At 71.6% G+C, this 24,273-nt stretch carries 8 protein-coding genes and 1 pseudogene; 6 read left to right on the forward strand and 3 right to left on the reverse strand.

The window, feature by feature from the left end; translation table 11 throughout:
• Positions 1–74: 74 nt before the first annotated feature.
• From QZ607_RS19100 to QZ607_RS19110, 3 genes and pseudogenes are all read right to left on the reverse strand, one after another.
• Positions 75–299: pseudogene (locus QZ607_RS19100) on the reverse strand (branched chain amino acid aminotransferase); the annotation flags it as partial.
• 265 nt (positions 300–564) lie between these two features.
• Complete coding sequence (locus tag QZ607_RS19105) at positions 565–1,644, reverse strand: hypothetical protein (RefSeq protein WP_295885949.1); 1,080 nt, start codon at positions 1,642–1,644, stop codon at positions 565–567.
• Between the two features lie 91 nt (positions 1,645–1,735).
• Entirely contained in the window at positions 1,736–4,921 is a 3,186-nt protein-coding gene (locus tag QZ607_RS19110) for an AMP-binding protein (protein ID WP_295885951.1), read from the reverse strand.
• Positions 4,922–5,577: 656 nt separating this feature from the next.
• Between QZ607_RS19110 and QZ607_RS19115 the strand changes: the two genes are divergently transcribed.
• The 6 genes from QZ607_RS19115 (at position 5,578) to QZ607_RS19140 (ending at position 24,236) form a co-directional block, all read left to right on the forward strand.
• Positions 5,578–7,827, forward strand: coding sequence for a heavy metal translocating P-type ATPase (locus tag QZ607_RS19115; protein ID WP_295885954.1), 2,250 nt, complete (start codon positions 5,578–5,580; stop codon positions 7,825–7,827).
• Positions 7,828–8,032: 205 nt separating this feature from the next.
• Positions 8,033–9,001 (forward strand): pyridoxal-phosphate dependent enzyme, encoded by a 969-nt coding sequence (locus QZ607_RS19120; protein ID WP_295885956.1) that lies wholly within the window; start codon positions 8,033–8,035, stop codon positions 8,999–9,001.
• 3 nt (positions 9,002–9,004) lie between these two features.
• Entirely contained in the window at positions 9,005–9,745 is a 741-nt protein-coding gene (locus QZ607_RS19125; protein ID WP_295885958.1) for a carbon-nitrogen hydrolase family protein, read from the forward strand.
• Positions 9,746–9,760: 15 nt separating this feature from the next.
• Complete coding sequence (locus QZ607_RS19130; RefSeq protein WP_295885960.1) at positions 9,761–16,423, forward strand: polyketide synthase; 6,663 nt, start codon at positions 9,761–9,763, stop codon at positions 16,421–16,423.
• The gene (locus tag QZ607_RS19135) at positions 16,402–19,944 is read left to right on the forward strand and encodes an amino acid adenylation domain-containing protein (RefSeq protein ID WP_295885963.1); all 3,543 of its coding nucleotides are present in this window, start codon (positions 16,402–16,404) and stop codon (positions 19,942–19,944) included. The genes QZ607_RS19130 and QZ607_RS19135 overlap by 22 nt, the downstream gene beginning before the upstream one ends.
• A complete protein-coding gene (locus QZ607_RS19140) occupies positions 19,941–24,236 on the forward strand; it encodes an amino acid adenylation domain-containing protein (protein WP_295885965.1) in 4,296 nt (1,431 codons plus the stop codon). The genes QZ607_RS19135 and QZ607_RS19140 overlap by 4 nt, the downstream gene beginning before the upstream one ends.
• Positions 24,237–24,273: the final 37 nt, after the last annotated feature.

The following is a 24,273-nucleotide window of genomic DNA, read 5'->3' on the forward strand; positions in this document are numbered from 1 at the left end:
TCTCCTTGGGGCGGTCTCGTCAGCGGTCGCTGTGCGAGCGGGGCAGCGTCCCGGGCGCTGAGCATCCGCGCTGCTCAGGCAACCGCGCCGACTTGCGCAAGCCAGTCCCGATGGGCCTGCAGGCGACCGTGGGCGGCATCGAAGAACAGCGCCTGGAGGCGTGCCGTGACCGGGCCCCGCGCACCGTTGCCGATGGCGCGCCCGTCCGCCTTGCGGATCGGCGTCACCTCGGCGGCGGTGCCGGTGAAGAAGGCCTCGTCGGCGATGTAGACCTCGCCGCGGGTGATCGTCTTTTCCCTCGACCAGGTTCGAAGCGGGCGATCTGCGACAAAGGCGGCGCCGGCGACAAAGGCGGCGCCGGCGACAAAGGCGGGGCCGGCGACAAAGGCGGCGCTGGATCCGTGGACGACTCCGTCGCAGAGCCGCGCGCTCAGCGCCTGTGCGCGGTGCCTATTCCGGCCCATCGTGACCATCGATCCCTCACAGATCAGACGAGATGCGAGAGGTCGCCGGGGAACCGGCGGCCGCTGCATGCAACGGCCCCGATGCCCCCGGTGGCAGCTCTCAGGCGGCGGTCGGTCCGCTGCGGCGCACATCCAGCGTCGCGCAATGAAAACCGCCGATGAAGGGATAGTAGTCCTCGAACGCACACGGGATCGGCTTGAAGCCCCATTCCTTCAGCGCCTGGATCAGGGGCTCTTGGCGCTCCTCGACGATGATGCGGCCTTCACCCAGCACCAGGGTGTTGATGCTGATCCAGTCGCTCATCAGCCGCGGCTGGGTCCGGTAGGGCACGGGCTCCGGTGCGATCATCACGTCCCAGTCGCGGAACACCTCGGGCAGCTTCTTGACGTCGGTGAACGCGGCGTTCACCAGCAGCTTACCGGGGCCGAGCAGGGCCAGGGTGGTATCGATGTGCGCAGGCTTGGGGTCCAGGCTTTGGATCAAATGCACCCGATAATCCGGCCCCAGATGTCTGCGCAGCCAGTCCACGCCGGCCTGGTTGGTGACATGGCTCAATTGGCCGATGATATCGAAGCCGCAGCGCACGAAGTCGGCGGCGTCGAACACGGGTTCCAGGTCCGTCAGCACATAGGGGGTCGGCGAGTCCGCGGCCGCGAAGTCCGGGTTATAGAGCTCGTCGCGCAGGTGCGGCCTGGGTGCTGCGACGAAGCGTGCGCCACGGCGCGAATACTCGTCGAACAGCTTGCGGTAGGACAAGTTCTCGAAATGGCGCGAGCGCGAGCACATGGGCACCTCGATGATCTCGTTGCCGATGACCAGGAAGGCGTCGCGTGGGTTGGCGGCACAGAAGCCGCCCGAGGTCTCCCAGTGCGGTGTCGCGAAGGGGCGGCTGTGATCAAGCTCTTCCAGACGCCTGACGACAACCCCCTCGGCCTCGAGAATACCGACAAAGCGGTCCATCGCCCGCTCGGCGGCCTCGATGTAGCGAGCCGGGTAGGGCTGGTTGAGCGGCAGGTGGCGCTCGATCGCCGCGAGCTCCTCGGGGCTGTAGACGTATTGATAGAATGGGTCCCAAAATGAGAAGAAGGCGTTTCTGGGCGTTCCGACGACGACTTCCTCGAGGGTATCCCATTCATTGTGGACATTGACGGGCGAGTTGGCGTAATGGCTGTCGGGCATGACAATCACCTGTATCGATACGCGCGGGACGTGCCTGCCCGCTGATTGGTTGTTGTTCTGGAAAACGACCGATCGCGCTGCTCGGCAGGCATCAGTCCAGCTGTTTGCGATCGATCTTGCCGCTCAACGTCAGGGGCATCTCCGCGACGACGCGCAGCTCACGCGGCACCATCTGCGGCGGCAGCTTGGCGCGGGCCTCGGCTTCGATGGTCGCCAGCGCGTGGCGCTGATCGTCCGGCGTGCAGTGGCCGCCGTCGAGCTCGACGTGGGCGACAAGAAAGCGCACACCGCGTTGATCGTTGCGCACCGTCACGGCGCAGTGCCTGACCGGCTGGATCTCGCTCAACGCCGACTCCAGCTCGGAGAGCTCCACCGGGAAGCCCTCGATTTTGACCAAGTCGTCATTGCGGCCGCGGTATTCGATGTTGCCGTCGGCGAGTAAGCGACCGCGGTCGCCGGTGCGAAACAGCCTGGCGCCGGGGTCCGCCGAGAAGGGGTCGGCCATGAACCGATCACTGCCGTCACGCGGCGGATGCAGGTAGCCCCGCGCCACCGCGACGCCTCCGATATAGAGCTCACCGACATCGCCCGGCGCAACCGGCTGCTGCCGCTCGTCGAGGATGTGCACGACACAGTCCGGCAGCGGCTTGCCGATGGGGATCAGCGGCTCGCCGAGGGATTCTTTCAGCACCGCGGCCTCGGAGAAGGCGTCGGCGAGGGTTGGCCCCGCACCGGCGTCGGCACTCACCGGCGTGGGAACCGGCAGATCGCCGCAGATTTCCTGTGCAATCGCCAACTGGTCTTCCAGAACCTGATGGATGTCGGATTGCGTCGTCAACGGATTGGCGAGAACGACGCGAAACACGACGATGGGACAGTCCGGCCCATAGCGGGTATTGGTCAGCGTGGTCTTGGACACGAAGCTCGATCCGCGCTCGAATTGCAGCTCCTGTATGCGCCGATTGACGGTATTGATCGCATCATTGTCGGCGGCGGAAAGTGTGCCCGCACGCAGTCGGCTGCGGTAGGCGTCTGGGATGTAGCGGTAATTGACGATGTTCAGGGGCGGATCGAACAGCAGCTCGAAACACTCCATGGCCTTGACGATGTCGGCGAAGAAGCCGGCCTTGTCCATGCTGGCATTGAACAGGGCCTCATAGCCCCTGCGGCCGATCACTTGCAGCGCGGCATGCACCAGCAACGCCATGGCCGAGCGCGAGCCCTCGATGCTGAAGCGCCCGACGTCATAGGAATCCGGTGTCGCCTGATACGCGGCAGTGGTGGCGCCGTAGCCGAGCGCATCCGGATCGCGAAACAGGCAGACGCTGATGCCCTGGGGCAGGTACAGCTGTTTGTGGGCGCAGAAGGTCACCGAGCTTGCGCGCTCGATGCCGCTGAATCGCCCGCGATGTTTGGCCGAGAACAGGCCGCTTCCGCCCCAGGCGGCGTCGACGTGGAAGTCGATGCCGTTCGCCTCGGCGATGTCTGCCATCTGCGCCAAGGGGTCGATATGACCGGTCTCGGTGGCGCCGGCGATCCCGATGATGGCGAAGGGCAGTAGACCCTCCTGACGGCACTGCGCGAGCTTACGCTGAAGGTCGCCGGTATCCAGGGCACCGTCCGGCGCCGAGCGGACATGCACGAGATTGCGCATGCCGAGTCCGAGCACGGATGCGGCCTTCTTCATCGAATAGTGCATCAACTCCGAGCCGAGCAGCACCAGGTCGCGGTAGCCGCTCTGCTGCAAAGTCGCGTAGATGCTTTGCTGCGACCACTCATGCTCGCCGGCGAGCCGGGCCAGGGCGCGGTTGCGCGCGATCATCAGAGCGGTGATGTTGGAGAGGGTCCCGCCGGTGGTCACCAGGCCCAGATTGGCATTCTTCCTCTGCACATGGGCGTCGTAGAAATCGTCGCTGAAGCCGTAGAAGCAGCGATGCAGCATCGCCAGGGCCTCACGCTCCAGCAGGATGGCCGACTTGGCCGTTTCCACCTTGACCAGATTCTGATTCAGCTCCGAGATGAGCTTGCTCAGGTCGTGCACGAAGTCCGGCAATGCCGAGGTCATGTGCCCGATGTAGCGCGGCGATGCGGTGTCGATGGAGAAGGGCAGGACAGTCTCGCGCAGCCAGTTCAGGTAATTCGACAGCGGTCGCGGAAGGTCCGCCATGCGCGTGTCCCTAAAGCGCATCGCGAGCGCCTCCACGGGCACGTTCGCCACCGTGATGTCGCCCGGCGCCCCGGGCCCGTCGTCACCCGCCGTGGCCGCGCTGGTGCCCACGGCGCCGGTGGCCACGGACCTGTTGAAGTAACCGAGCACATTGTCCACGTCCGAGCGTCGGACCTCGTACCAGGTGGCATCGGCGCTGGTCTCGGTGGCGCCGTAGACATTGATCAGCCGGGCGTGCTTGAAGCGTTGATAGAAGAGCCCGGCCAGCGCCGTGGATAAGGGCTCGCCACTGCAAAAGACGTATTTCAGCTTCGGCAGGTGAAACAACGCGTCTTTGCGCACCCCCAACAGCGCGCGCAGCAGGGATGGCGCGACCACCAAACGGCTGATGTCCTTGCGTGCCAACGCCAACACCAGCTCCGCCGGGTCGTTCGCTTGGCGGCCCGGCAGAATCACCAGTCGAATACCGGCGAGCAGGGGCGCCAGGATCTCCGCGACATGGTCCACGAAGCCGATGGAGACGCGCTGACAGGCGACCTCGTTGTCCTCAAATGGATACTGCTTCCAGGTCCAGTGCAGCCGATTGACGGCGCCCCGACAGACCCCTTGGACCGCCTTCGGATGGCCGGTCATCCCGGTGGTGTAGATGACGTAAAGCAGCGTCTGGTGATCCACCGCAACGCCGGGATTGTGGGCCGGCCGGCGCTCGATGACCGGCCAGTCGGCATCCAGGTCGATCAACGCCGGGCATCGGTAACCAAAGTCGTGGCGCGGGGCGCCTCGCGTGACCAGCAGCGCCGGGCGGCAGTCCTCGAGGATGGTGTCGAGCCGCTCGTGGGGCAGGTCGGTCTCCAGCGGGACATAGGCGCCCCCCGCCTTGGCGACAGCCAGCAGGGTGATGATCAGCTCAACGGAGCGCTCCAGGTAGATGGCGACGAGCCGCTCCGGCCCGATGCCGTGCTGCACCAGCTGGTGTGCGAGCCGATTGGCCTTTTCGTTCAGCTCCCGAAAGCTGATGTCGTAGAGCCCGCAGGAGACCGCGGTTCGCTCGGGCGTTCGCTCGACCTGGGCTTCGAACAAGGCCGCCGGGGACTGGAAATGGCTTGGCACTGTCGCGCTCACGATGCTTGCATGCTTGGCTCGAGGTGGCTTGGGGTGTTTGCCGGTGGCGTCCAGGTTGGCGTCGCGGCTGGAGCCCGGCGCTCGGCAACGCCGGTGACGACCGTGCGGGTGCGGCCGGCTCAGAGCTGTGCCGCGACGCTCAGGTCATGCTCACAGGTGGCTGCGAGCCCGGCAACGCAATCCGTTTGGGATGCCAAACAACTGCTTGTCTTTGCGAAAGCCCAGACTCAGTGCAAGCACGTTGTTACGGCGCCGCTGCCGGCATCCGCAGCGCGCGTGTCATCAGCCCGATCCGCGGTGGTGCTTGCCGGAGACAAGGGATTGTTTGGCCGCGCAGGTCCGAGTCGATGGGCGCACGAGCCGCATCGGGTTATCCTCAGCGGCGCGCTGCGCTTGCGTCGCCGGTCGCGCAGGCACAAGCCCAGCCATACCGAAGACAAACGCGCATGCCATGCTGACCAGCGCCAGGGCAGTGGGCTGCGGCAACGCTCCGCGCCGGGTGTCGCGCAACGGGTTTCCGGTCTGCGGTTCGGCGCGTGCCGCGGATGCTGACCCGCGGTGACCTTGGCGGGTGCCGCGCGCGCTGCCGCCGATGCCGCGTCCGGACCCTGATCACGCAACCCTACCGAGCACACAAGAGGCCCATGGCCATCCCGATCGCAGCGCTGACGCTCCTCCCTGCCGGTGTCTTCGCCATCGCCCCAGCCCATCGGGTCCGGCGCAGGCAGGGCGTGCGCCGGCTGAAGCAGGCGGCGACCGCCGTCGATGCGAGGTCGGCTTCCTCGCCGCAGTCGCAGGCAGCAGCCGAGCCCGGCCCCTGGGAGCGCGCGCTGCACCAGCTGATCCAGGCCCGAGTCGATCCCCTGCTGGGCGGGGACCGCGAGCGCCACTTGCGTGAGCTCTCCGGGCGCTCCGACGAGCTGGTGCTGGGCGAGCGCGAGCGGGCGGTCAACCTGCGCATGGCCTTCTCGACGCTGCTGCTGGCGGTCAGCATTGTCACGCTCCCCTTGCCGTTCTGGGTGCGCGCGCTGACCTGCCTGCCGATGGCCGCCTATCTGGTCCGCGGCGAGCTGGAGCTCGCGCTCGAGGCCCTGTTCCGGCAGCGGCGCCCGTCGGTGGCGCTGCTCAATGCCTTCTATCAGACCGCGCTGTGGCTCGGTGGCTACTACGTGGTCGGCGCGAGCCTGTTCGTGCTTGGAACGCTCGGCGGCAAGATCTCCTCCATTGCCGAAGACCGCTCGCAGCAGGGCCTCGCCGACGCCTTCGGCCAGCATCCGCAGACGGTTTGGGTGGCGGTGGACGGTACCGAGCTGGAGGTCCCGTTCGAGTCGGTGAAAATCGGCGACACCGTGGTCGTCCACGCCGGCGAGATGATCCCCATCGATGGCCGCATCACCCACGGCAGCGCCAGCGTGGATCAGCACCGCCTGACCGGCGAGGCACAGCCCGCCGATAAGGGGGTCGGCGACGAGGTGCTCGCGTCCACGCTGGTGCTGGCGGGCTCGCTGCACATCCGCGCGGATCAGGCCGGGTCCGAGACGGTCGCCGCCAAGATCGGCGAGCTGTTGAACAACACCGCGAGCTACCAGCTCGCGGTCACCGGCAAGGCCGAGCGCCTCGCCGACGATGCCGTGCTGCCGACCTTCGCGGTCGCCGGCGTGGCCGGCCTCCTGGTCGGCTACCAGGCCATGGTCGCCGTCGCCAGCACGATGGTGGGGATCGGTCTGCGCATGAGCGGGCCCATTGCCCTGCTGAATTATCTGAACCGGGCGGCCCGCGGCGGCATCCTGATCAAGGACGGGCGCTCCCTGGAGCTGTTGACCTCCATCGATACGGTGGTGTTCGACAAATCCGGCACCCTGACACTGGACGAGCAGCAGGTGGTGGAGATCGACAGCTTCGGCGAGCGCGACGGCGATGCGCTCCTGACCCTCGCCGCCGCCGTCGAGCAGCGCCAGTCGCATCCGGTTGCGCGGGCGATCCTCGCCTGTGCGGCGGCACGCGATCTGCCGCTGCCGGCCGTCACCGAGCCCCGCTGCGAGCTCGGCTTCGGGATGCAGGCGCGGGTGCGGGGCGAGCTGGTGCAGGTGGGCAGCGAGCGCTTCATGACCCAGAGCGGCATCGACCTGCCGCCGCCCGCGCTGGCCCGGCTGCACGCCGCCCGTGACCAGGGTCGGGCCATGGTGATGATCGCCGTGGACGGCCGGCTGGCCGGCGCCGTCGAGCTGGAGGCCAGGCTGCGGCCGGAGGCGGCCGATGTCTTGGCCGCGCTGCGCCGGCGCGGACTCAAGCTCTACATCATCTCCGGCGACCAGGAGGAACCCACACGCCGGCTCGCCGAGACCCTCGGCATCGACGACTATCACGCCAATACGCTGCCGGCGGACAAGGCCGCCCTGGTGGAGCAGCTGCAGCAGCAGGGCCGATCGATCTGCTTCGTCGGCGACGGCATCAACGACTCCATCGCCCTGAAGAAGGCCAATGTCTCCGTGTCACTGACCGGCGCGACCCGGGTCGCCACCGACACGGCGCAGGTCGTCCTGCTCGACGGGACCCTGCGCCAGCTCCCCGGGCTCTTCCATCTGGCCGCAGGCATGGAGCGCAACTTCCAGCGCGGCCTTGCCATTGCGACGGTGCCGGTGCTCGGCATCTGGGGCGGGGTGCTGTTCCTGCATCTCGGCGTCCTCGGCGCCGCGGCCTTGTTCGAGCTGAGCCTCTGGGCCGGCATCGCCAATGCACTGCGACCCGTGTCGCTGCCGCAGCCTGCGCACGCGCAGCCGCTTGATGCGGATGAGCGGCCGCCGCGTCTTGCCGAGGCCGACGCGCAGCCGCAACAACACCCGCCCGAGCAGACGCCGGTCTGCCCGAGCGAGGCCGGCAGGCAGGCTGCTTAGCCGCACCGCGCCCGGCGCTTGGCAAAGACAACAAAGGGCTTGGCAGCCCGAACGGAATCCGCCCGGTCGGCCACGGGCCCTGCGGTATCGTCCCTCCACGCCTGCGGCTCGCCGCGAGCCGCCGCGCCTCACCGAGGTGCCCCGTCACAGATCAGCGACCGGCGCCGTCTCGGCCGCTGTCGAAACAACCATGCAGGTAGTGGATATGACCGACTTCGTCGCCAGCACGGACCAGGCCGCGCAGACCCTCGCCGGCGTCATTCGGGACACACCGCTGACGCCCGCCATCGAGCTGGGACGGGAGGTCGGCGCCCGGGTCTTCATGAAGCAGGAGAACCTGCAGCTCACCAACTGCTGCAAGGCACGCAGTGCCTATTACATGTTGTCCAGCCTGGCCCCGGAGCAGCGCCGGCACGTCGTGACCGTGTCCACCGGCAACAACGGCATCTCCATGTCCTGGGCCATGCACGAGCTGGGCATTCCCGGCACCGTATTCCTACCCAGCAGCGTCAGGGCGCACAAGGTCGAGGTGATCCGGCAGCACCCGGTGGAGGTCATCTTCAGCGGCGACGACATCGTCGAGGCCGAGGTCACGGCCCGCGCCTTCGCCGCCGAGCACGGCGCCACCTTCCGTTCGCCGTACAACGAATATGACGCGATGGTCGCGCAGGCGACCATCGTCCGCGAGGTGCTGGCGCAGCTCGAGGCGGTGGGCGAGCGGCTGGATGCGATCCTGGTGCCCGTGGGCGGCGGCGGCCTGATCGGCGGCATCGCGAGCTACCTGCGGCAGGTCGCGCCGAGCTGCCGGGTGATCGGCGTGCAGCCCGAGCACTCGGCGATCATGGCCCTGTCGGTGCGCGCCGGCGAGATCCTGGACATCCCGTCATTGCCCACGCTGTCCGACGCCACCGCCGGCGGTGTCGAGCAGGGCGCCGTCACCTTCCCGGTCTGCCGCGATGCGGTGGACGATTACATCCTGGTGAGCGAGGCGGAGATTGCCGACGCGATGCTGCTGCTCGACGCGCAGCACGGCATCGCCGTGGAGGGCTCCGGCGCGCTCGCGGTCGCCGCGCTGCGGCAGTGTCCGGAGCAGTTCAAGGGCAAGACGGTGGCGCTGCTGCTCTGCGGCGCCAATGTGGACCCCTCGCTGCTGGCGCGGCTGCGTGATGGTTGATCCGTGGCCGGCCGAGACCAACGCCGGCTGCGCCTGGCCGTGGCCTCGCTGCGGATCGAGGCCGATCCCGAGCACAATCTCGCCCGGCTGCTCGACTGGATGGCAGAGGCGCACCGGGCCGGCGCGCAGCTGGTCTGCTTCCCCGAATACTGCCTGAATCCGGTGATCGAGCATCGGGTCGATCTCGCCGAGCCGATTCGGGCGTTGTGCGCGGCCTGTCGGCAGCACGGGCTCTGGGCCGTGCTCGGTGCGGAATCCGGCGTCGCCGGGGCGCGGCGCAACAGCATCCTGCTGATCGCACCGGACGGCGCGATCCGCCGGTGCTACGACAAGGTCCATCTCTGGCGGCGCGAGCGGCAGTTCTTTCAGCCGGGTGCCGATGCACCGCCGGTCGTCGACATCGGGCCATGCCGCATCGGCATCATCTGCTGCTGGGACATGGCCTTTGCGCACGACGTCGCCGCCTTGGCGGCCGCCGGTGCGGAGCTGATCCTCTGCCCCAGCCGGCTCGTCGATGCGGCGCTCGACGCCGAGCCGCTGCGCGTGCTGCCGCTGGCCCGCGCCTTCGAGAATCTCGTGTACTTCGTCCTGTGCGACGCCGTGGCGGACGACACCCTCGCCGAATCCATGATTTGCCACCCCCTTGGTGTCCGCCATCGCATCGCGCACGCCGAGGGCCTGATGGTCGCCGACCTGAGCCTCGACGAGCTGGCCGACCTGCGCGACTACTATCGCGGCAGCTGAGGCGCCGCCATTGCGATGACACCGGACGCTGACTCACATCTGCTCGCGCCCTTCGCGGCGTACGCGCGGCACGCCCCGGACGCGGTCGCCTTGGTGACCGGGGAGGGCACCGTCGGCTACGGCGAGCTCGCCGCACGCGCCGAGCGCATCGCCGGCGCATTGGCGGAGCTGGGTGTCGGTGCCGCGCGCGATGCCGGCGAGCCGGTCGGCCTGTGCATGCATCGCGGCGCCGATGCGGTTGCGGCGATGCTGGGCATCCTGCTGGCCGGCGGCGCCTATGTCCCCATCGACCCCGGCTATCCCGCCGCGCTGCGCCGACGCATGGTGCGCGAGGCCGGCCTGCGGCGGCTGCTGACCGACGGCCCGGAAGCCGCCGCGGGGCTCGCCGACGCCTGCGAGCAGGTGTTGACGGCGGCGGACCTGGCGCGCGGCGCCGTCCCCCGCACCGCTTCCCCGCCGGCACCGGCGGACGACCGCCTCTTCCACGTGCTGTACACCTCGGGCAGCACGGCGACGCCGAAGGGCGTCTGCGGCACCCATGGCCAGATGCACGCACGGCTGGCCTGGCTTTGGCGGACCTTCCCGCTGGCCGACGACGAGCTGGTCTGCCACAAGACGGCGCTGCACTTCGTCGATGCCAGCCTGGAGGTCTTCGGCACGCTGCTGCAGGGTCGCCCGCTGTTGATCGCGCGCGAGTCGGACACCGCGAGTCCGGCGCGCTTCATCGAGCTGTTGGCCGCACACGGGGCAACGCGGCTCTCGCTGGTGGTCTCGCAGCTGCGCGCGCTGTTGCTCGCCGCGCCCGATCTGGGGCGCCGGCTGCCGCGGCTGCGGCTGTGCATCGTCAGCGGCGAACGGCTGACGGCCGAGCTGGTGGACGCCTTTCGGCGGGCGCTGCCCGACACCGCGCTGGTCAATCTCTACGGCTGCAGCGAGGTCCCCGAAATCAGCTGCACCGCGATCACCCCCGATACCGCGCTCGACGACTCGGGCGCGCCCATCGGCCGCCCCATCCCCGGCACCGAAGTGCGCATCGTCGACGACGACCTGCGCGAGGTGGCCCCCGGGGAAACCGGCGAGCTGCTGGCGGGCGGCCCGCTGCTGGCCGGCGGCTATCTGCATCGCCCCGAGGAGACCGCGGCGCGCTTCATCGCGCACCCCTTCGGCGGCAGTGGCCGGCTCTACCGCACCGGCGACCGGGTACGGCTCGGCGCCGACGGCCAACTGCGCTTCGCCGGACGCGGCGATGACCAGGTCAAGGTGCGCGGCCATCGCATCGAGCTCTCGGCGGTGGAGGCCGCCGTGCTCGCCTGCGCCGGCGACGTCGAGGCCGCCGCGGCCGTGGTGCAGCAGGACCCGGGCCTGGCCGAGAACCGCAGCCTGGTGGTGTTCGTGACCCCGGCGAGGCTGGACACGCGGGGATTGTTGGGCAGGTTGCGCGCGGGCGTCGCGCGGCACCTGGTGCCCCAGCGGGTCATCGCGCTGGACCACCTGCCGACCACGCCGAGCGGCAAGCTCGACCGGCGGCGCCTCGCGGCCCTGAGCAGCACCGCCCCTGCGTCGCCTGCCGCGGCCGACGGCGACACGCAGGGCCGGATCGCGCAACTGTGGTGCGAGGTGCTGCAGCGCGATGCCGTCGGCCCACAGGACGGCTTCTTCGACGTCGGCGGCGACTCGCTGGCCCTGGCCCAGCTCCATGGGCGCCTGCAGGACGCCTTCCCGCACTGCCGATTGACCCCGGCGCAGCTGCTGGAGTACCCGACCATCGCCGCCCAGGCCGCCTATCTCGGGCGCGCGCCGGGCCGCGCTGCGGAGGCCGCCGCAGGTCCGGTGCAGGCGCACCGCGACGGGCAGGGCGCTGCGGCGCAGGAGATCGCCGTCATCGGCATGGCCTGCCGCTTCCCCGGTGCCGCGACGCCGGAGGCGTTCTGGCAGGGCCTGCGCGACGGCGTCGATGCCATCGCGGACTTCTCCGATGCCGAGCTGGAGCAGCCGGACCCGCGGCTGCGCGCCGACCCGGACTATGTCAAGGCCGGGGCCGTGCTCGACGACATCGCCGGCTTCGACGCGGATCTGTTCGGCTACACCGACAAGGAGGCGGCGCTGCTGGACCCGCAGCAGCGCCTGCTGCTGGAGTGCGCCTGGGAGGCAATGGAGCGGGCCGGGGTGGTGCCGGGCGGGCGCATCGGCGTCTACGCCGGCAGCAGCCAGAGCGGCTATTTCCTGAACCAGGTCGCCACGCACCGACCGGTCACCGAGGCGACCTTGCAGGAATACCAGGCCAACCTGGCCAACGACCGCAACTTCCTCGCCACCCGCATCGCCTACAAGCTCGCCCTCAGCGGACCGGCCATGACGGTGCAGACCGCCTGCTCCACCGGCCTGGTGGTGGTCCACCTGGCCTGCCAGGCACTGCGCGCGGGCGAATGCGATGCGGCCCTGGCCGGCGCGGTTGCGCTGCGGGTGCCGCAGAAGGCCGGCTATCTGTTCGAGGAAGGCATGATCCGCTCCCCGGACGGGCGCTGCCGGGCCTTCGACGCGGATGCCGAGGGGACCCTCTTCGGCAGCGGCGTCGGCGTGGTGCTGCTGAAGCCGCTGGCGCGGGCGCAGGCCGACGGCGACCCGATCCTCGCCGTCATCAAGGGCTCGGCGATCAACAACGACGCCGCCGCCAAGGCCGGCTTCACGGCGCCGAGCGCCGCCGGGCAGTCCGCGGTGATCGCGAGCGCCCTCGACGCCGCGCGGGTCGATCCGAACAGCATCGGCTATATCGAGGCCCATGGCACCGGCACGCGGCTCGGCGATCCCATCGAGATCGCCGCGCTGACCCGCGCCTTTGCCGAGCGCGGCCGGCGGGCGGACGGCGGCCCGCGCTGTGCCGTCGGCTCGGTCAAGACCAACATCGGCCATCTGGACGAGGCGGCCGGCATCGCCGGCTTCATCAAGACCGTGCTCGCGCTCCGGCACCGGGAGATCCCGCCGAGTCTGCATTACCGCAACCCGAACCCGGCGATCGACTTCACCGACAGCCCGTTCGAGGTCAATGCCAGGCTGCGACCCTGGCCGGCGCCGCCGGAGACCCCGCGCCGGGCAGGGGTCAGCTCCTTTGGCATGGGCGGCACCAATTGCCATCTGGTGCTGGAAGAGGCCCCCGCGCAAGCGCAGCCCGCCGCGCCGCCGCTTGCGACGACGCGGCCCTCGCACCAGCTGTTGGTGCTTTCCGCCGCCGGCGGCCCGGCCCTGCAGGCGCTGGTGGGCCGCTGGCGCGAGCTGCTCGACGAGTCCCCGGCGCCCGACCTGACCTCGCTCTGCGCGACGGCCGCCACCGGCCGGCGCCACCTGGGCCGGCGCTGCGCGGTGGTGGCGGCCTCCACCGCAGCGCTGCGCGAGCGGCTCGCGGCCCTGTCGGTGCCGGCGCAGCCGCCCGCCGGCGATGGGGGCGGCACCGGCAAGATCGCCTTCCTGTTCACCGGCCAGGGCGCCCAGTACGCCAATATGGCCCGCGGCCTGTACGACTCCTGCGCGCCGTTCCGAGCCACCCTCGACCGCTGTGCCGAGATCCTGAAGCCACTGCTGCCGCGGCCCCTGACCGAGGTCATGTTCTGCGCGGCGGACGCGACGTCCGCCGCCGATGCCCTGCTGGCCGAGACCCGCTACACGCAGCCGGCGCTGTTCGCCGTCGAGTACGCCCTGGCGGAGCTGTGGCAATCCTGGGGCATCGTGCCCGATCTGGTCATGGGTCACAGCGTCGGCGAGTATGTCGCCGCCTGCGTCGCCGGGGTCATCACGCTGGAGGACGCCCTGCGCGTCGTCGCCGAGCGCGGCCGGCTGATCCAGGCCCTGCCCGCCGGCGGCGGCATGCTGGCGGTGGCGCTGGACGAGGCGCAGACGCGTGATCTGCTCAGCGCACACGCCGGCGATGACGTCGCCGTTGCCGCCGTCAACGGGCCCGCGCAGACGGTGGTCTCGGGGCGCGTGGCGGCGCTCGATGTCATCGCCGCGACGCTCGCGGGGCAGGGCATCGACCACCGGCGCTTAAGCGTCTCCCACGCCTTCCATTCACCGTTGCTGGAGCCGATGCTCGGCCCCTTCGCCGGGGTCTTGCGCTCGGTGCGCTGGGCCGAGCCCAGGCTGGCGGTGATCTCCAACGTCACCGGCGCCCGCGTCACCGGCGAGCTGACGGACCCGGACTACTGGGTCGAGCACACCCGCTCGGCCGTGCGCTTCGCCGCCGGCGTCGCGACGCTGCTCGATGCCGGCGCCGGCACCCTGATCGAGATCGGCCCGGCACCGACCCTGCTCGGCATGGCCGCCGCGACGGTCGCGGCGCGGGACGCTGCTCCGCCGCTGCTCGTCCCCAGCCTGCGGCGCGGACAGGACGACTGGGCGCAGCTTCTGGACGGCCTCGGCCGGCTCTACACGGCCGGTGCCGACATCCACTGGCATGGCCTCTACGCGGGCCAGCACTGGCGTCGGCGGTCCCTGCCCACCACCGTGTTCCAGCACAAGCGCTGCTGGATCGACGCGCCGGCGGGCGCCGCGGCGCCCGGCGCATCCGAGCCCGTGCCGGAGGAGCGGCTGCTCGCGGCCGCGCGGCAGTTGCAGCGCCAGGGCGAGCTCGCGCCGGGGGAGGCGGAGCGGCTGGTGCCGCTGCTGCTGGCGGCACTGCGGGCGCAGCCGCCCGGCGGGCAGGCGGCCGAGCCCTGGCAGGGGCTGCTCTACACTCCCGAGTGGCGGCTGATGCCCGCGGGGCACGATGCCCGGCACGCCGGCGCGGCAGCGGAGAAGGCCCCGGCCGGGACCGGTTCCTGGCTCATCCTCGCCGACGGGGAGGGCATCGGTGCGGCGCTGGCGGCGCGTATCGAGGCCGCCGGCGACCGCGCCCTGCTGCTGGACGCCGGCCCGGCATCGCAGACCCTCGCCGCTCGGCCGGGCAGTGGCGATGCGCGCGACCCGGGGCAGGTCGCGGCCTGGTTGCAGCGCCGCGCCGGCACGTCGGCCGGCGCAGGCGCCGACCGCATCGTCTGCCTCTGGGGCCTGGATGCGAGGGCCGACGAAGACGCCGACGGCCCGGCGCTGCTCGCGGCCGGCGAGCGGGTGCATCCTGCTGTCTCCGCCATGCTGTCCGCGCTGGCGGGGCCTGCCGCCGAGGGCGTGCGCCTCTGGCTGGTGACCCGCGGTGCCCAGCCCGTCGGCACGGCATCGGCGGGCATCGATCCGGTGCAGTCCACGCTCTGGGGCCTCGGTCGCACCTTCGCGCTGGAACAGCCGCAGCGCTGGGGCGGCCTGGTCGATCTGAGCCCGCGGCAAGGCCCGGACGACTGCGCCCGGGCGCTGTGGGCCGAGCTGCGCCGGGGCGATGTCGGCGAGCAGGTCGTCCTGCGCGACGCCGGCCGCTACCTGGCGCGCCTGGTGCCGCAGGGCGAGCCGGCCGGCGCAACCGCCGCACCGGTCCGGGCCGACGGGGCCTACCTGGTCACCGGCGGCCTCGGTGCCCTGGGCCTGGACGTCGCCGAGGCGCTGGCGGACCTGGGGGCGCGGCATCTGGTGCTCGCGAGCCGGCGCGGCCTGCGCAGCGACGCGCAGCGCAACCGGGTCGAGCAACTGCGTGCGCGCGGTGTCGCGGTGACGGCGCCGGCGCTCGACGTGGCCGACGAGGCGGCGCTCGCCGCGCTGCTGGGGCGTTTCCGCGCGCCGCAGGCCGATGCCGACGGGCCTGCCGATCTGCCGCCGCTGAGGGGCATCGTGCACGCCGCCGGCACCATTGCCACGGAGCCGTCGCCACGGCCCGACTGGCCCCGGGTGGCGTCGGTCCTCGGCCCCAAGCTCGTCGGCGGGTGGGCACTGCATCGGCTCTCCCGCGGTCATGGCCTGGACTTCTTCGTGCTGTTCTCGTCCGCCTCGTCACTGCTCGGGCTCGGCGGGCATGCGGACTATGCCGCGGCCAACGCCGGTCTCGATGCGCTGGCTGCCCATCGGCGCCAGCAGGGGTTGCCGGCACTGAGCATCGGCTGGGGCGACTGGGCCGACACCGGCATGGCGGCCATGGCCCCCGCGGGGGCGGACGCCGCGGCACAGACCGGCCTCGGCGCCCTGCCGGTGGCGCAGGCGCGCGCGGCCTTCAGGGCGCTGCTCGGAAGCAATGGTCACCTGGCCGTCGTGCGGGCGGACTGGCAGCGCTTCCTGGCGAGCTTCGAGGCGCACCGGGTATTCCTCGCCGATTGCCTCGGGGACGGTGCCGCCGCTGTTCCAGGGCCGTCCGCCGACGGGCAGAGCCTACCGGCAAGGCTCGCCGCGGCCGGGCCTGACGAGCGGGCGCAACTGCTTGGCCGGCATCTGCCGGCGCTGGTCGCCGAGGTCCTGGGCCGGGCCGATGCCGGCGCCCTGGACCCCGCGGCCAACCTGCTCACGCTCGGCTTCGACTCCTTGCTGCTGATCGAGCTGCGCAACCGGCTGCGCCAGGACCTGGGCGTGCAGATTCCGCTGCCGCAGATGCTCCAGGGCATGCCGATCAACGACCTGGCGGCTGCGGCCGCGGCCCGTCTCGGCACCGGCTCAGCCGCTTCCGGGGCACCGCCGCGACCGGCCGCGCACGGCGCCGAAGCGCCGGCGACACCCTTGACAACCGAGGCGGGCAAGCCCGCCGGAGACGCCACATGGACCACGACAGTCCTCTGAACGTCGTCGAATTTCTCGCCGACCTGACGGCCGGCGGCGAGCAGCTGGCGCTGATCGATGGGCAGCTGCACTACCACGCGCCGCGTGGCGAGGCCCAACAGCAGCGCATCGAGGTCCTGCGCGCGCACAAGGACGCGCTGGTGGCCTGGCTCGCGGAGTGCACGGAGCGCTCGCACACCTATCCGCTGTCAGCCGGCCAGCAGGGGCTGTTTCAGGCCTGGCGCCTGGACCCCGAGACGCCGATCTACAATCTCTTCCTGGTCGCCCGCCTGCAGGACGACGTGGACCTCGATGCCCTGCAGCGGGCGCTGCAATGGCTCATCGAGCGTCACCCGATCCTGCGCACCCGCTGTCGGCCGGCCGACGACGCGGCGACGGGCGCACCGCTCCAGCAGATCGAAGACGGGCTTGCGCTTGCGCTGCCGGTACGCGAGGAGCCGGACTGGACCGCGGCGCAGGTGGCAAACTGGATCGCGCAGGAAGCGGACCGGCCCTTCGACCTCATCGAAGGCCCCGTCATGCGCACCGCGGTGCTCTGCACCGGCGCGGCGGCCGGCGGCGCGCGACTGCTGCACTGGACCCTGCATCACATCGCCTCCGATTTCCTGACCCAGGAGGTCCTGATCGACGATCTGGAGGGCCTGTATCGGGCCGCCCGCGCCGGCGCACCGCAGCCGCCGCAGGACCCGAGCACCGCGCCGGACTCACCGCGCGCCTTGACCTACCGCGACTTCGTGCGCTGGGAGCAGGACAGCCTGGCCGCGGACGGCGAGCGCCTGCGGGCCTACTGGGCGCGCATCCTCGAGGACTGGCCCGCGGCGCCGAGCCTGCCCGCAGACCTCGCAACGCCTGCCGCGGGCAGCGCCTATCGGCCGGCGACCTTCGATTTCAGCATCGAGCCCGATCTCACCCAGGCCCTGCGGGCCTTCTGCCGGGAGCACGAGGTCTCGCTGTTCACGGCCCTGCTGGCCGCCTATCAGGTGGTCATCGCCCGCAGCAGCGGCGCCGAGCGCTTCGTCGTCACCACGCCCACATCGGTCCGGCACCTGGCGGGCTGGGAGCGGACCGCCGGCTATCTGATCAATCCCCTGTGCCTGATCGCGGATCTCCGCGATGACCCCACCATGGCGGCACTGCTCGGGCGCACGCGCGCGCACCTCGCTGAGTGCTTCGAGCACCAGCTCTTCCCGTACTCGCACGTGCTGCGCCTGATCCAGGCGAAGGGTGCGGCGGAGGCGGCCGATCCGCCCGCCGTCGGCTTCATCCTGGACGCCGCACGCCGGCCGGCGCGGGCGCCCAGCCTGTTCGCCGAGACCGTCGCCATCGGTCAGCGGGGCACCCCGGAGGCGCTGTCCCTGTCGGTCTTCGATATGGCCGGCGCCCTGAGCGGGCAGGTCACCTACGACGCCAACCGCCTGCTGCCCGACAGCATCCGGCGTCTGGTGGGGATGTTGACGACGCTGCTGCGCGAGGTCATCGCCGATCCCGACCGCCCCGTCTCCCGGCTGCCGCTGCTGACCCCGGCCCAGCGCGCCGTCATCCTGGAGCGCTGGGCGGCCCCGCCGACGCCCGCCCAAGGGCCGGGCGCTCCGGCGCCGACGGCCGCCGAGGTCGGCGGGCTCCATCGGCAGTTCGCGCGGCAGGCGGCGGCGACACCGGAGCGCATCGCCCTGGTTCAATGCGGCGACACCGGCGCCGACACCAGCATCCGCTATGGCGAGCTCGATGCACTGGCGGATCGCATCGCCCGCCGGCTGCGGGCCGAAGGTGCCGGCCCGGGAGCAGTGGTGGGCGTCTGTCTGGAGCGCTCCATCGGCATGGTCGCGGGCCTGCTCGGTATCCTGAAGACCGGGGCCGCCTATCTGCCGCTGGACCCGGCCTATCCGCCCGCTCGCCTCGAATACATGCTGTCGGATTCCGGTGCCGCGTTGCTGCTCACCGACGACGCGCTGCTGCCGCGGCTGCCGGCCGCCGACACGCGCGTCGTCCGCCTGGCGGACTGCGCCGCGGATGACGCCGATGCGACGGCGCCCGTGCCCGCGGCGACCCTGCAGCCCGAAGACCTGGCCTACGTCATCTACACCTCGGGCTCCACCGGCCAGCCGAAGGGGGTGGAGGCCACCTACGGCGCCACCTGGAATCGCCTGACCTGGATGTGGCGCACGCAGCCCTTCACCGCCGACGAGGTCTGCGCGCAGAAGACCGCGTTGTCCTTCGTCGACTCGGTGTGGGAGATCTTCGGCCCCTTGCTCCAGGGGGTGCCGTCCATCATCCTGCCGGACCTGCTGGTCAAGGATGTGCCGCGTCTGATCGAGGCCCTGGCGCGCCACGAGGTCACCCGGCTGGTGCTGGTGCCGTCGCTGCTGCGGGCCCTGTTGGAGGCAGGGGAGGAGGCCGGGGCGGACGCCGGGCCGGCGACGGGGCCGGCGACGGGGCAGACCTTGGGAGAGCGGCTGCCGCTGCTGCGCTATTGGGTGTGCAGCGGCGAGACCCTGCCCATGCAGCTGGTGCGCCGCTTCCGCGACGCCCTGCCGGAGGCCCGGCTGATCAACCTCTACGGCTCCTCCGAGGTCGCCGCCGACGTGACCTGGCACGACGCAACGGCCCCGGCGCAGGCCGCTGGGGCGCCGCCGGCGCAGGTGCCCATCGGCCAGCCCATCGACGGGGTGCGCTGCTGCATCCTCGATGCGCACCTGGAGCCCGTGGCCCCCGGCATCGTCGGCGAGCTCTACATCGGCGGCGACTGCCTCGCCCGCGGCTATCGCGGACGCCCGGACCTGACCCGCGAGCGCTTCGTCGCCAACCCGTTCGGCCCCGGGCGCCTGTTCCGCACGGGCGACCGGGTGCGCTGGCTGCCGTTGCCCGAGGCTGCGGCCGGGGAGGGCGGGCGCCGCCCGGACATCGAGTATCTCGGCCGCAGCGACAGTCAGGTCAAGCTGCGCGGCTTCCGCATCGAGCTCGGCGAGATCGAGGACGCGCTGCGCGAGCATCCAGCGGTGGCGGATGCCGTGGTGCTGCTCGCGGAGGCCCCGGCCGGCCCGCGGCTGGTGGCCTACGTCGCCGCGCCGACGCAGCCGCCGAGCCCGGCGGACCTGCGCCGGCACCTGTCGCAGTTCCTGCCGGAGTACATGGTGCCGAGCGGCTTCGAGCTGCTGGAGCGGCTGCCCCTGACCCCGAACGGCAAGGTGGACCGGCTCGCGCTGGCCCGGCTGGGCCTCAGCGAGCCGGCGAGCGAGCACGCCCCGGAGCCGCCGGCATCCGAGCTGGAGCGCACCCTCGCGGCGATCTGGGCGGACGTGCTCGGACGCGAAGCCATCGGCCGGCACGACGATTTCTTCCGTCTCGGCGGCCACTCGCTGCTGGCGACCCGGGTCATCGCCCGCATCCAGAGCGAGCTGGGCGTTGCCGTGCCGCTGCGGGCGCTGTTCGATCACCCGACGCTCGCCGATCTGGCGCAGCAGGTGGCGGCGCAGCAGGGCACCGCCGCCACGGACGACGACGGGATGGACCTGTTGCTGTGAGCGCCGTCGCCGACCTGCTGGCCAAGCTCGCGGGGCGCGGCGTCCGGCTCAGCCTGGACGGCGATGGTCTGCGGGTGCGCGGACCCCGCGATGCCCTCGATGCGGCCGACACCGCCGCCCTGCGCCGGCACAAGGCCGAGATCGTCGCCCTGCTGCAAGCACAGGCGCCGGCGCCGGGCGAGCAAGCCCCAGCGCCGGGGCCGCGGCCGGCCGTGCTGCCGCTGTCGTTCGCGCAGGAGCGGCTGTGGTTCCTGGCGCAGCTGGAGCAGGGCGCCAGCGCCTACAACCTGGCCCTGACGCTGCACCTGGAGGGGCCGCTTCACGCCACCGCGCTGGCCGATGCCCTGGCCATGGTGGTCGCCCGCCACGAGATGCTGCGCACGCGCTTTGCGGCCGTTGACGGCACCCCCGAGCAACGCATCGACGCCAAGGGCGAGATCCCGCTGGAGCGCCTGGAGCTGAGTACCCTGCCGCCGAGCGAGCGCCTCGGGGCGGCCCGTACCGCGCTGCGCGCGCGTGCCCGCGAGCGCTACGACCTCGCCCGCGGACCGCTGCTGCGGGCGGTGCTGGCCCGGCTCGACGTGGATGAGCACCTGCTGCTGCTCGGCACCCACCATATCCTCGCCGACGGCTGGTCGCTGGGCCTGCTCACCGGCGAGCTGGATGCCGCCTACCGCGCCCGGCTCGACGGCCGGGAGCCGGACCTGCCGCCGCCGTCGCTCCAGTATGCGGACTTTGCCCTGTGGCAGCGCCGACGCGCTCAGGGCGAGGCGTGGCGGCAGCAGCTCGACTGGTGGCGTGGGCAGCTCGCCGATGCGCCGACGCTGCTGGGCCTGCCGACGGATCGGCCGCGTCCGGCGGTGCAGGACGGCGTCGGCGCGAGCCTGCCGGTGCGACTGGATGTGGAGACCGCGTCGCGGCTGGAGCACCTCGGCCGGCAGCACGGGGCAACGCTGTTCCAGGTGATCCTGGCCCTGTGGACCGTGCTGCTGCACCGCTGCAGCGGCGAGGACGACCTGATCGTCGGCACCCCGGTCGCCAACCGCAACCACCCCGGGCTCGAGGGGCTGATCGGCTGCCTGGTCAACACCCTGCCGTTGCGCGCGGACCTCGGGGCCGAGCCGAGCTTCGTCACGCTGCTGGCGCGGCTGCGGCGCACGACCCTGGACGCCTACGACCACCAGGACATCCCCTTCGAGCAGATCGTCAACGCCGTCGCCGTTGAGCGCAGCCTGAGCCATGCGCCGCTGTGCCAGGTGATGCTGACGGTGGAGTATGCCGAGTCCCATCCCGCTGCCCGTGACTATGCCCTGGGCGCCGCCCGCGGGCGCTGGCTGGACACGGGCCGCGACAGCACCGAGCTGGATCTCGCCCTGGAGCTGGTGCGCACCGGCGACGGCCTCGCGGGCTGGCTGGACTACAGCCCGGCCCTGTTCGACGCGCCGACCATCGAGCGTATGGCGGGCCACCTGCGCGTGCTGGCCGAGGCGGTCCTCGCCGACGCGCAGCGGCCCATCGCGACCCTGCCGCTGCTGACCGCGGCCGAGCGCCGCGTGCTGTTGGAGGATTGGAACCCGGCCGATCCCTGCCGCGACGCGGACGCCGCCGTCCAGACCCTGGTGGAGCGCCAGGCGGCGCTGACGCCGGATGCAACGGCGCTGATCGTCGCCCGCCCGGACACGGACCCCGCGCACAGCGAGCGCTTGACCTACGCCGAGCTCAACGCCCGCGCCAACCGCATGGCGCGCCGGCTGCTGCGGCTGCGCCAGCCCCCCTGCGACCCGGCCGCGGATGCCCTCTCGAGCGCCGGCCTGATGACGCCCCTGATCGGCGTCTGCATGGGCCGCTCGGCGGATCTCCTCGTCGTCATCCTCGGCATCCTGAAGGCGGGCTGCGGCTATGTCCCGGTGGACCCGGCCTGGCCGCCGGCACGCAACGCCGCGATCCTGAGCGATGCCCGGCCCTTTGCCGTCGTCGCCGAGCCGGATCTGCTCGACGCCGCTCTGCTCGCTGCCCATCAGCCCGGCGACGACCCACTCGGCGGCGTGATCCGCATCGATCCGGCCCGCATGCTCGACGCCTGCCGGGACGAGGAGGGCGACGATCTCCCGTGCCGCACCCGGTCGGACGCCGTCGCCTATGTGATGTACACCTCCGGCTCCACCGGCCTGCCCAAGGGCGTGGTGATCGAGCATCGCAACGTCGTCGGCTACGTTCGCGCCTTCGTCCCCTGGGCGCGGCTGACCCCCGCCGACCGCGTGTTGTGGCACGGCAGCATCGCCTTCGATCTGTGCATCGAAGAGCTCTTTCCGGCGCTCGGCATCGGGGCCACGGTGGTGCTCTGCACCGACCCCGCCGGGGTCGACGCCATCGTCGCCACGCTGATCCGTCATCGCGCTACGCTGATCGGCGCCACCCCGCTGTTGGTGCAGTACTGCAACAGCCGCGCCGGGGAGCTGCCCGACCTGCGCTTCGTCGCCAGCGGCGGCGACGTGCTGCGCGCCGAGGACTGCGACCGGCTGCTGGCCCGCGGCATCGAGGTCACCAACTCCTTCGGCCCCACCGAGACCACGGTCACCGCCACCAGCCACCGGGTGCAGCCCGGCGAGGACCCCCTGCCCATCGGCCGCCCGCTGGCCAATACCCGCGCCCTGGTGCTGGACGGGCATCGCAACCTGGTGCCCATCGGCGTGCCGGGCGAGCTCTGCATTGGCGGCGCCGGGGTTGGCCGCGGCTATCTGAACCGCCCGGCGCTGACGGCGGAGCGCTTCATCGCCTGGCACAACGGCGAGCGGCTCTACCGCACCGGGGATCGGGCCCGTTGGCGCGCCGACGGTCGGCTGGAGGTCATCGGGCGCATGGACCGCCAGGTGAAGGTGCGGGGCTTCCGCGTCGAGCTCGGCGAGATCGAGGCAGCGCTCGCGCTGCACCCGGCCGTCGAGCAGGCGGTGGTGGTCCCGCGGGTGGACGACGACGGTCAGAAGCGCCTGGTCGCCTACGTGGTGGCGGCGCCGGGCGCCACCGCAACGCCAGCGCAGGCCGCCGCGGCCGATGACCCGGCCGGCCGGCCCAGCCTCCTGCCCGATGCGCTCCGCGAGCATCTGCGCCCGCGCCTGCCGGCCTGGATGATCCCCGGCGCCTTCGTGCCCCTGGAGCGGCTGCCGCTGACGCCCACCGGCAAGGTGGACCGCAAGGCGCTGCCCGAGCCCACCGCCGCCCCGACGGGGGATACGACACGCCATCCGCGCAGCGTCACCGAGCAGGACCTGCTCGCGATCTGGCGCGAGGTGTTGCAGAACCCCGCGGCCGGCATCTTCGACGACCTCTTCGAGGTCGGCGGCCATTCCCTGCTGGCGATCCGTCTGGCGGCGCGCATCGGCGACGCCTTCGCCACCAAGCTGCCGCTCCAGGCCCTGTTCCGCTATCCCACGGTGGCGCAACTGGCCGGCTTCCTGGAGCAGGCCCATCCGGAGCGCAGCTGGTCGACCCTGGTCGCACTGCAGCCGCGCGGCGAGCTGCCGCCGCTGTTCTGCGTGCCGGGCGACGGCGGCAACGTCTTCTATTTCCATCCGCTGGTGCGGGCCCTGGGCGTGGATCGGCCCTGCTGCGGGCTGGAGTCCCTCGGCCTGGACGGCAAGCAGCCGCCGCATGCCACGGTCGAGGCCGCGGCCGCCCATCACATCGAGCAGATCCGCACCCGCTGGCCCGAGGGGCCCATACACCTGGCCGGGCATTCCTTCGGCGGCCTGGTCGCCTTCGAGATCGCGCAGCAGCTGCACCGCGCCGGCGCCGAAGTGGGCATGCTCGCGATCCTCGATACGCTGCCCCCGTCCATGCCGCTGCCCAAGGCCACGGATGCGGAGCTGATGACCATCTTCGAGGGCCTGTTCGCCGAGGAATACGGCCGGCCAACGTCATTGACCGTCGCGCAGCTGGAGCCCCTGGAGCCGGCGCAACGCCTGGAGGCACTGCGCGCCGCCCTGGAGCGCCTGGAGGCCCTGCCGGCGGGGGCCGACACGGCCCAGGTGCGCAGCCTCTTCGAGGTCTTTCGCATCAACAATCACACCGAATACCACCCGCGTGAGGTCATCGCCCGGCCGTTCGAGCTGCTGCTGGCCGAGGCGGCACCGGCCGCCGAGCGCGAGCAGATCGTCGCCGGCTGGGCCGAGCTCGGCGAGCCTCGGGTCCGGCTCGTCCCCGGCAGTCACACCACCATGACCTATCCGCCGCACGTCGAGGCGCTCGCCGAGCAATTGCGCGATTGCCTGGCCCGCGCCGAGGCCGGCGCTTGATCCCGGACTCGGCTCCTGCATCCCCCGGTATCCCCCT

Source organism: uncultured Thiohalocapsa sp., from assembly GCF_913063425.1.
Lineage (GTDB): Bacteria > Pseudomonadota > Gammaproteobacteria > Chromatiales > Chromatiaceae > Thiohalocapsa.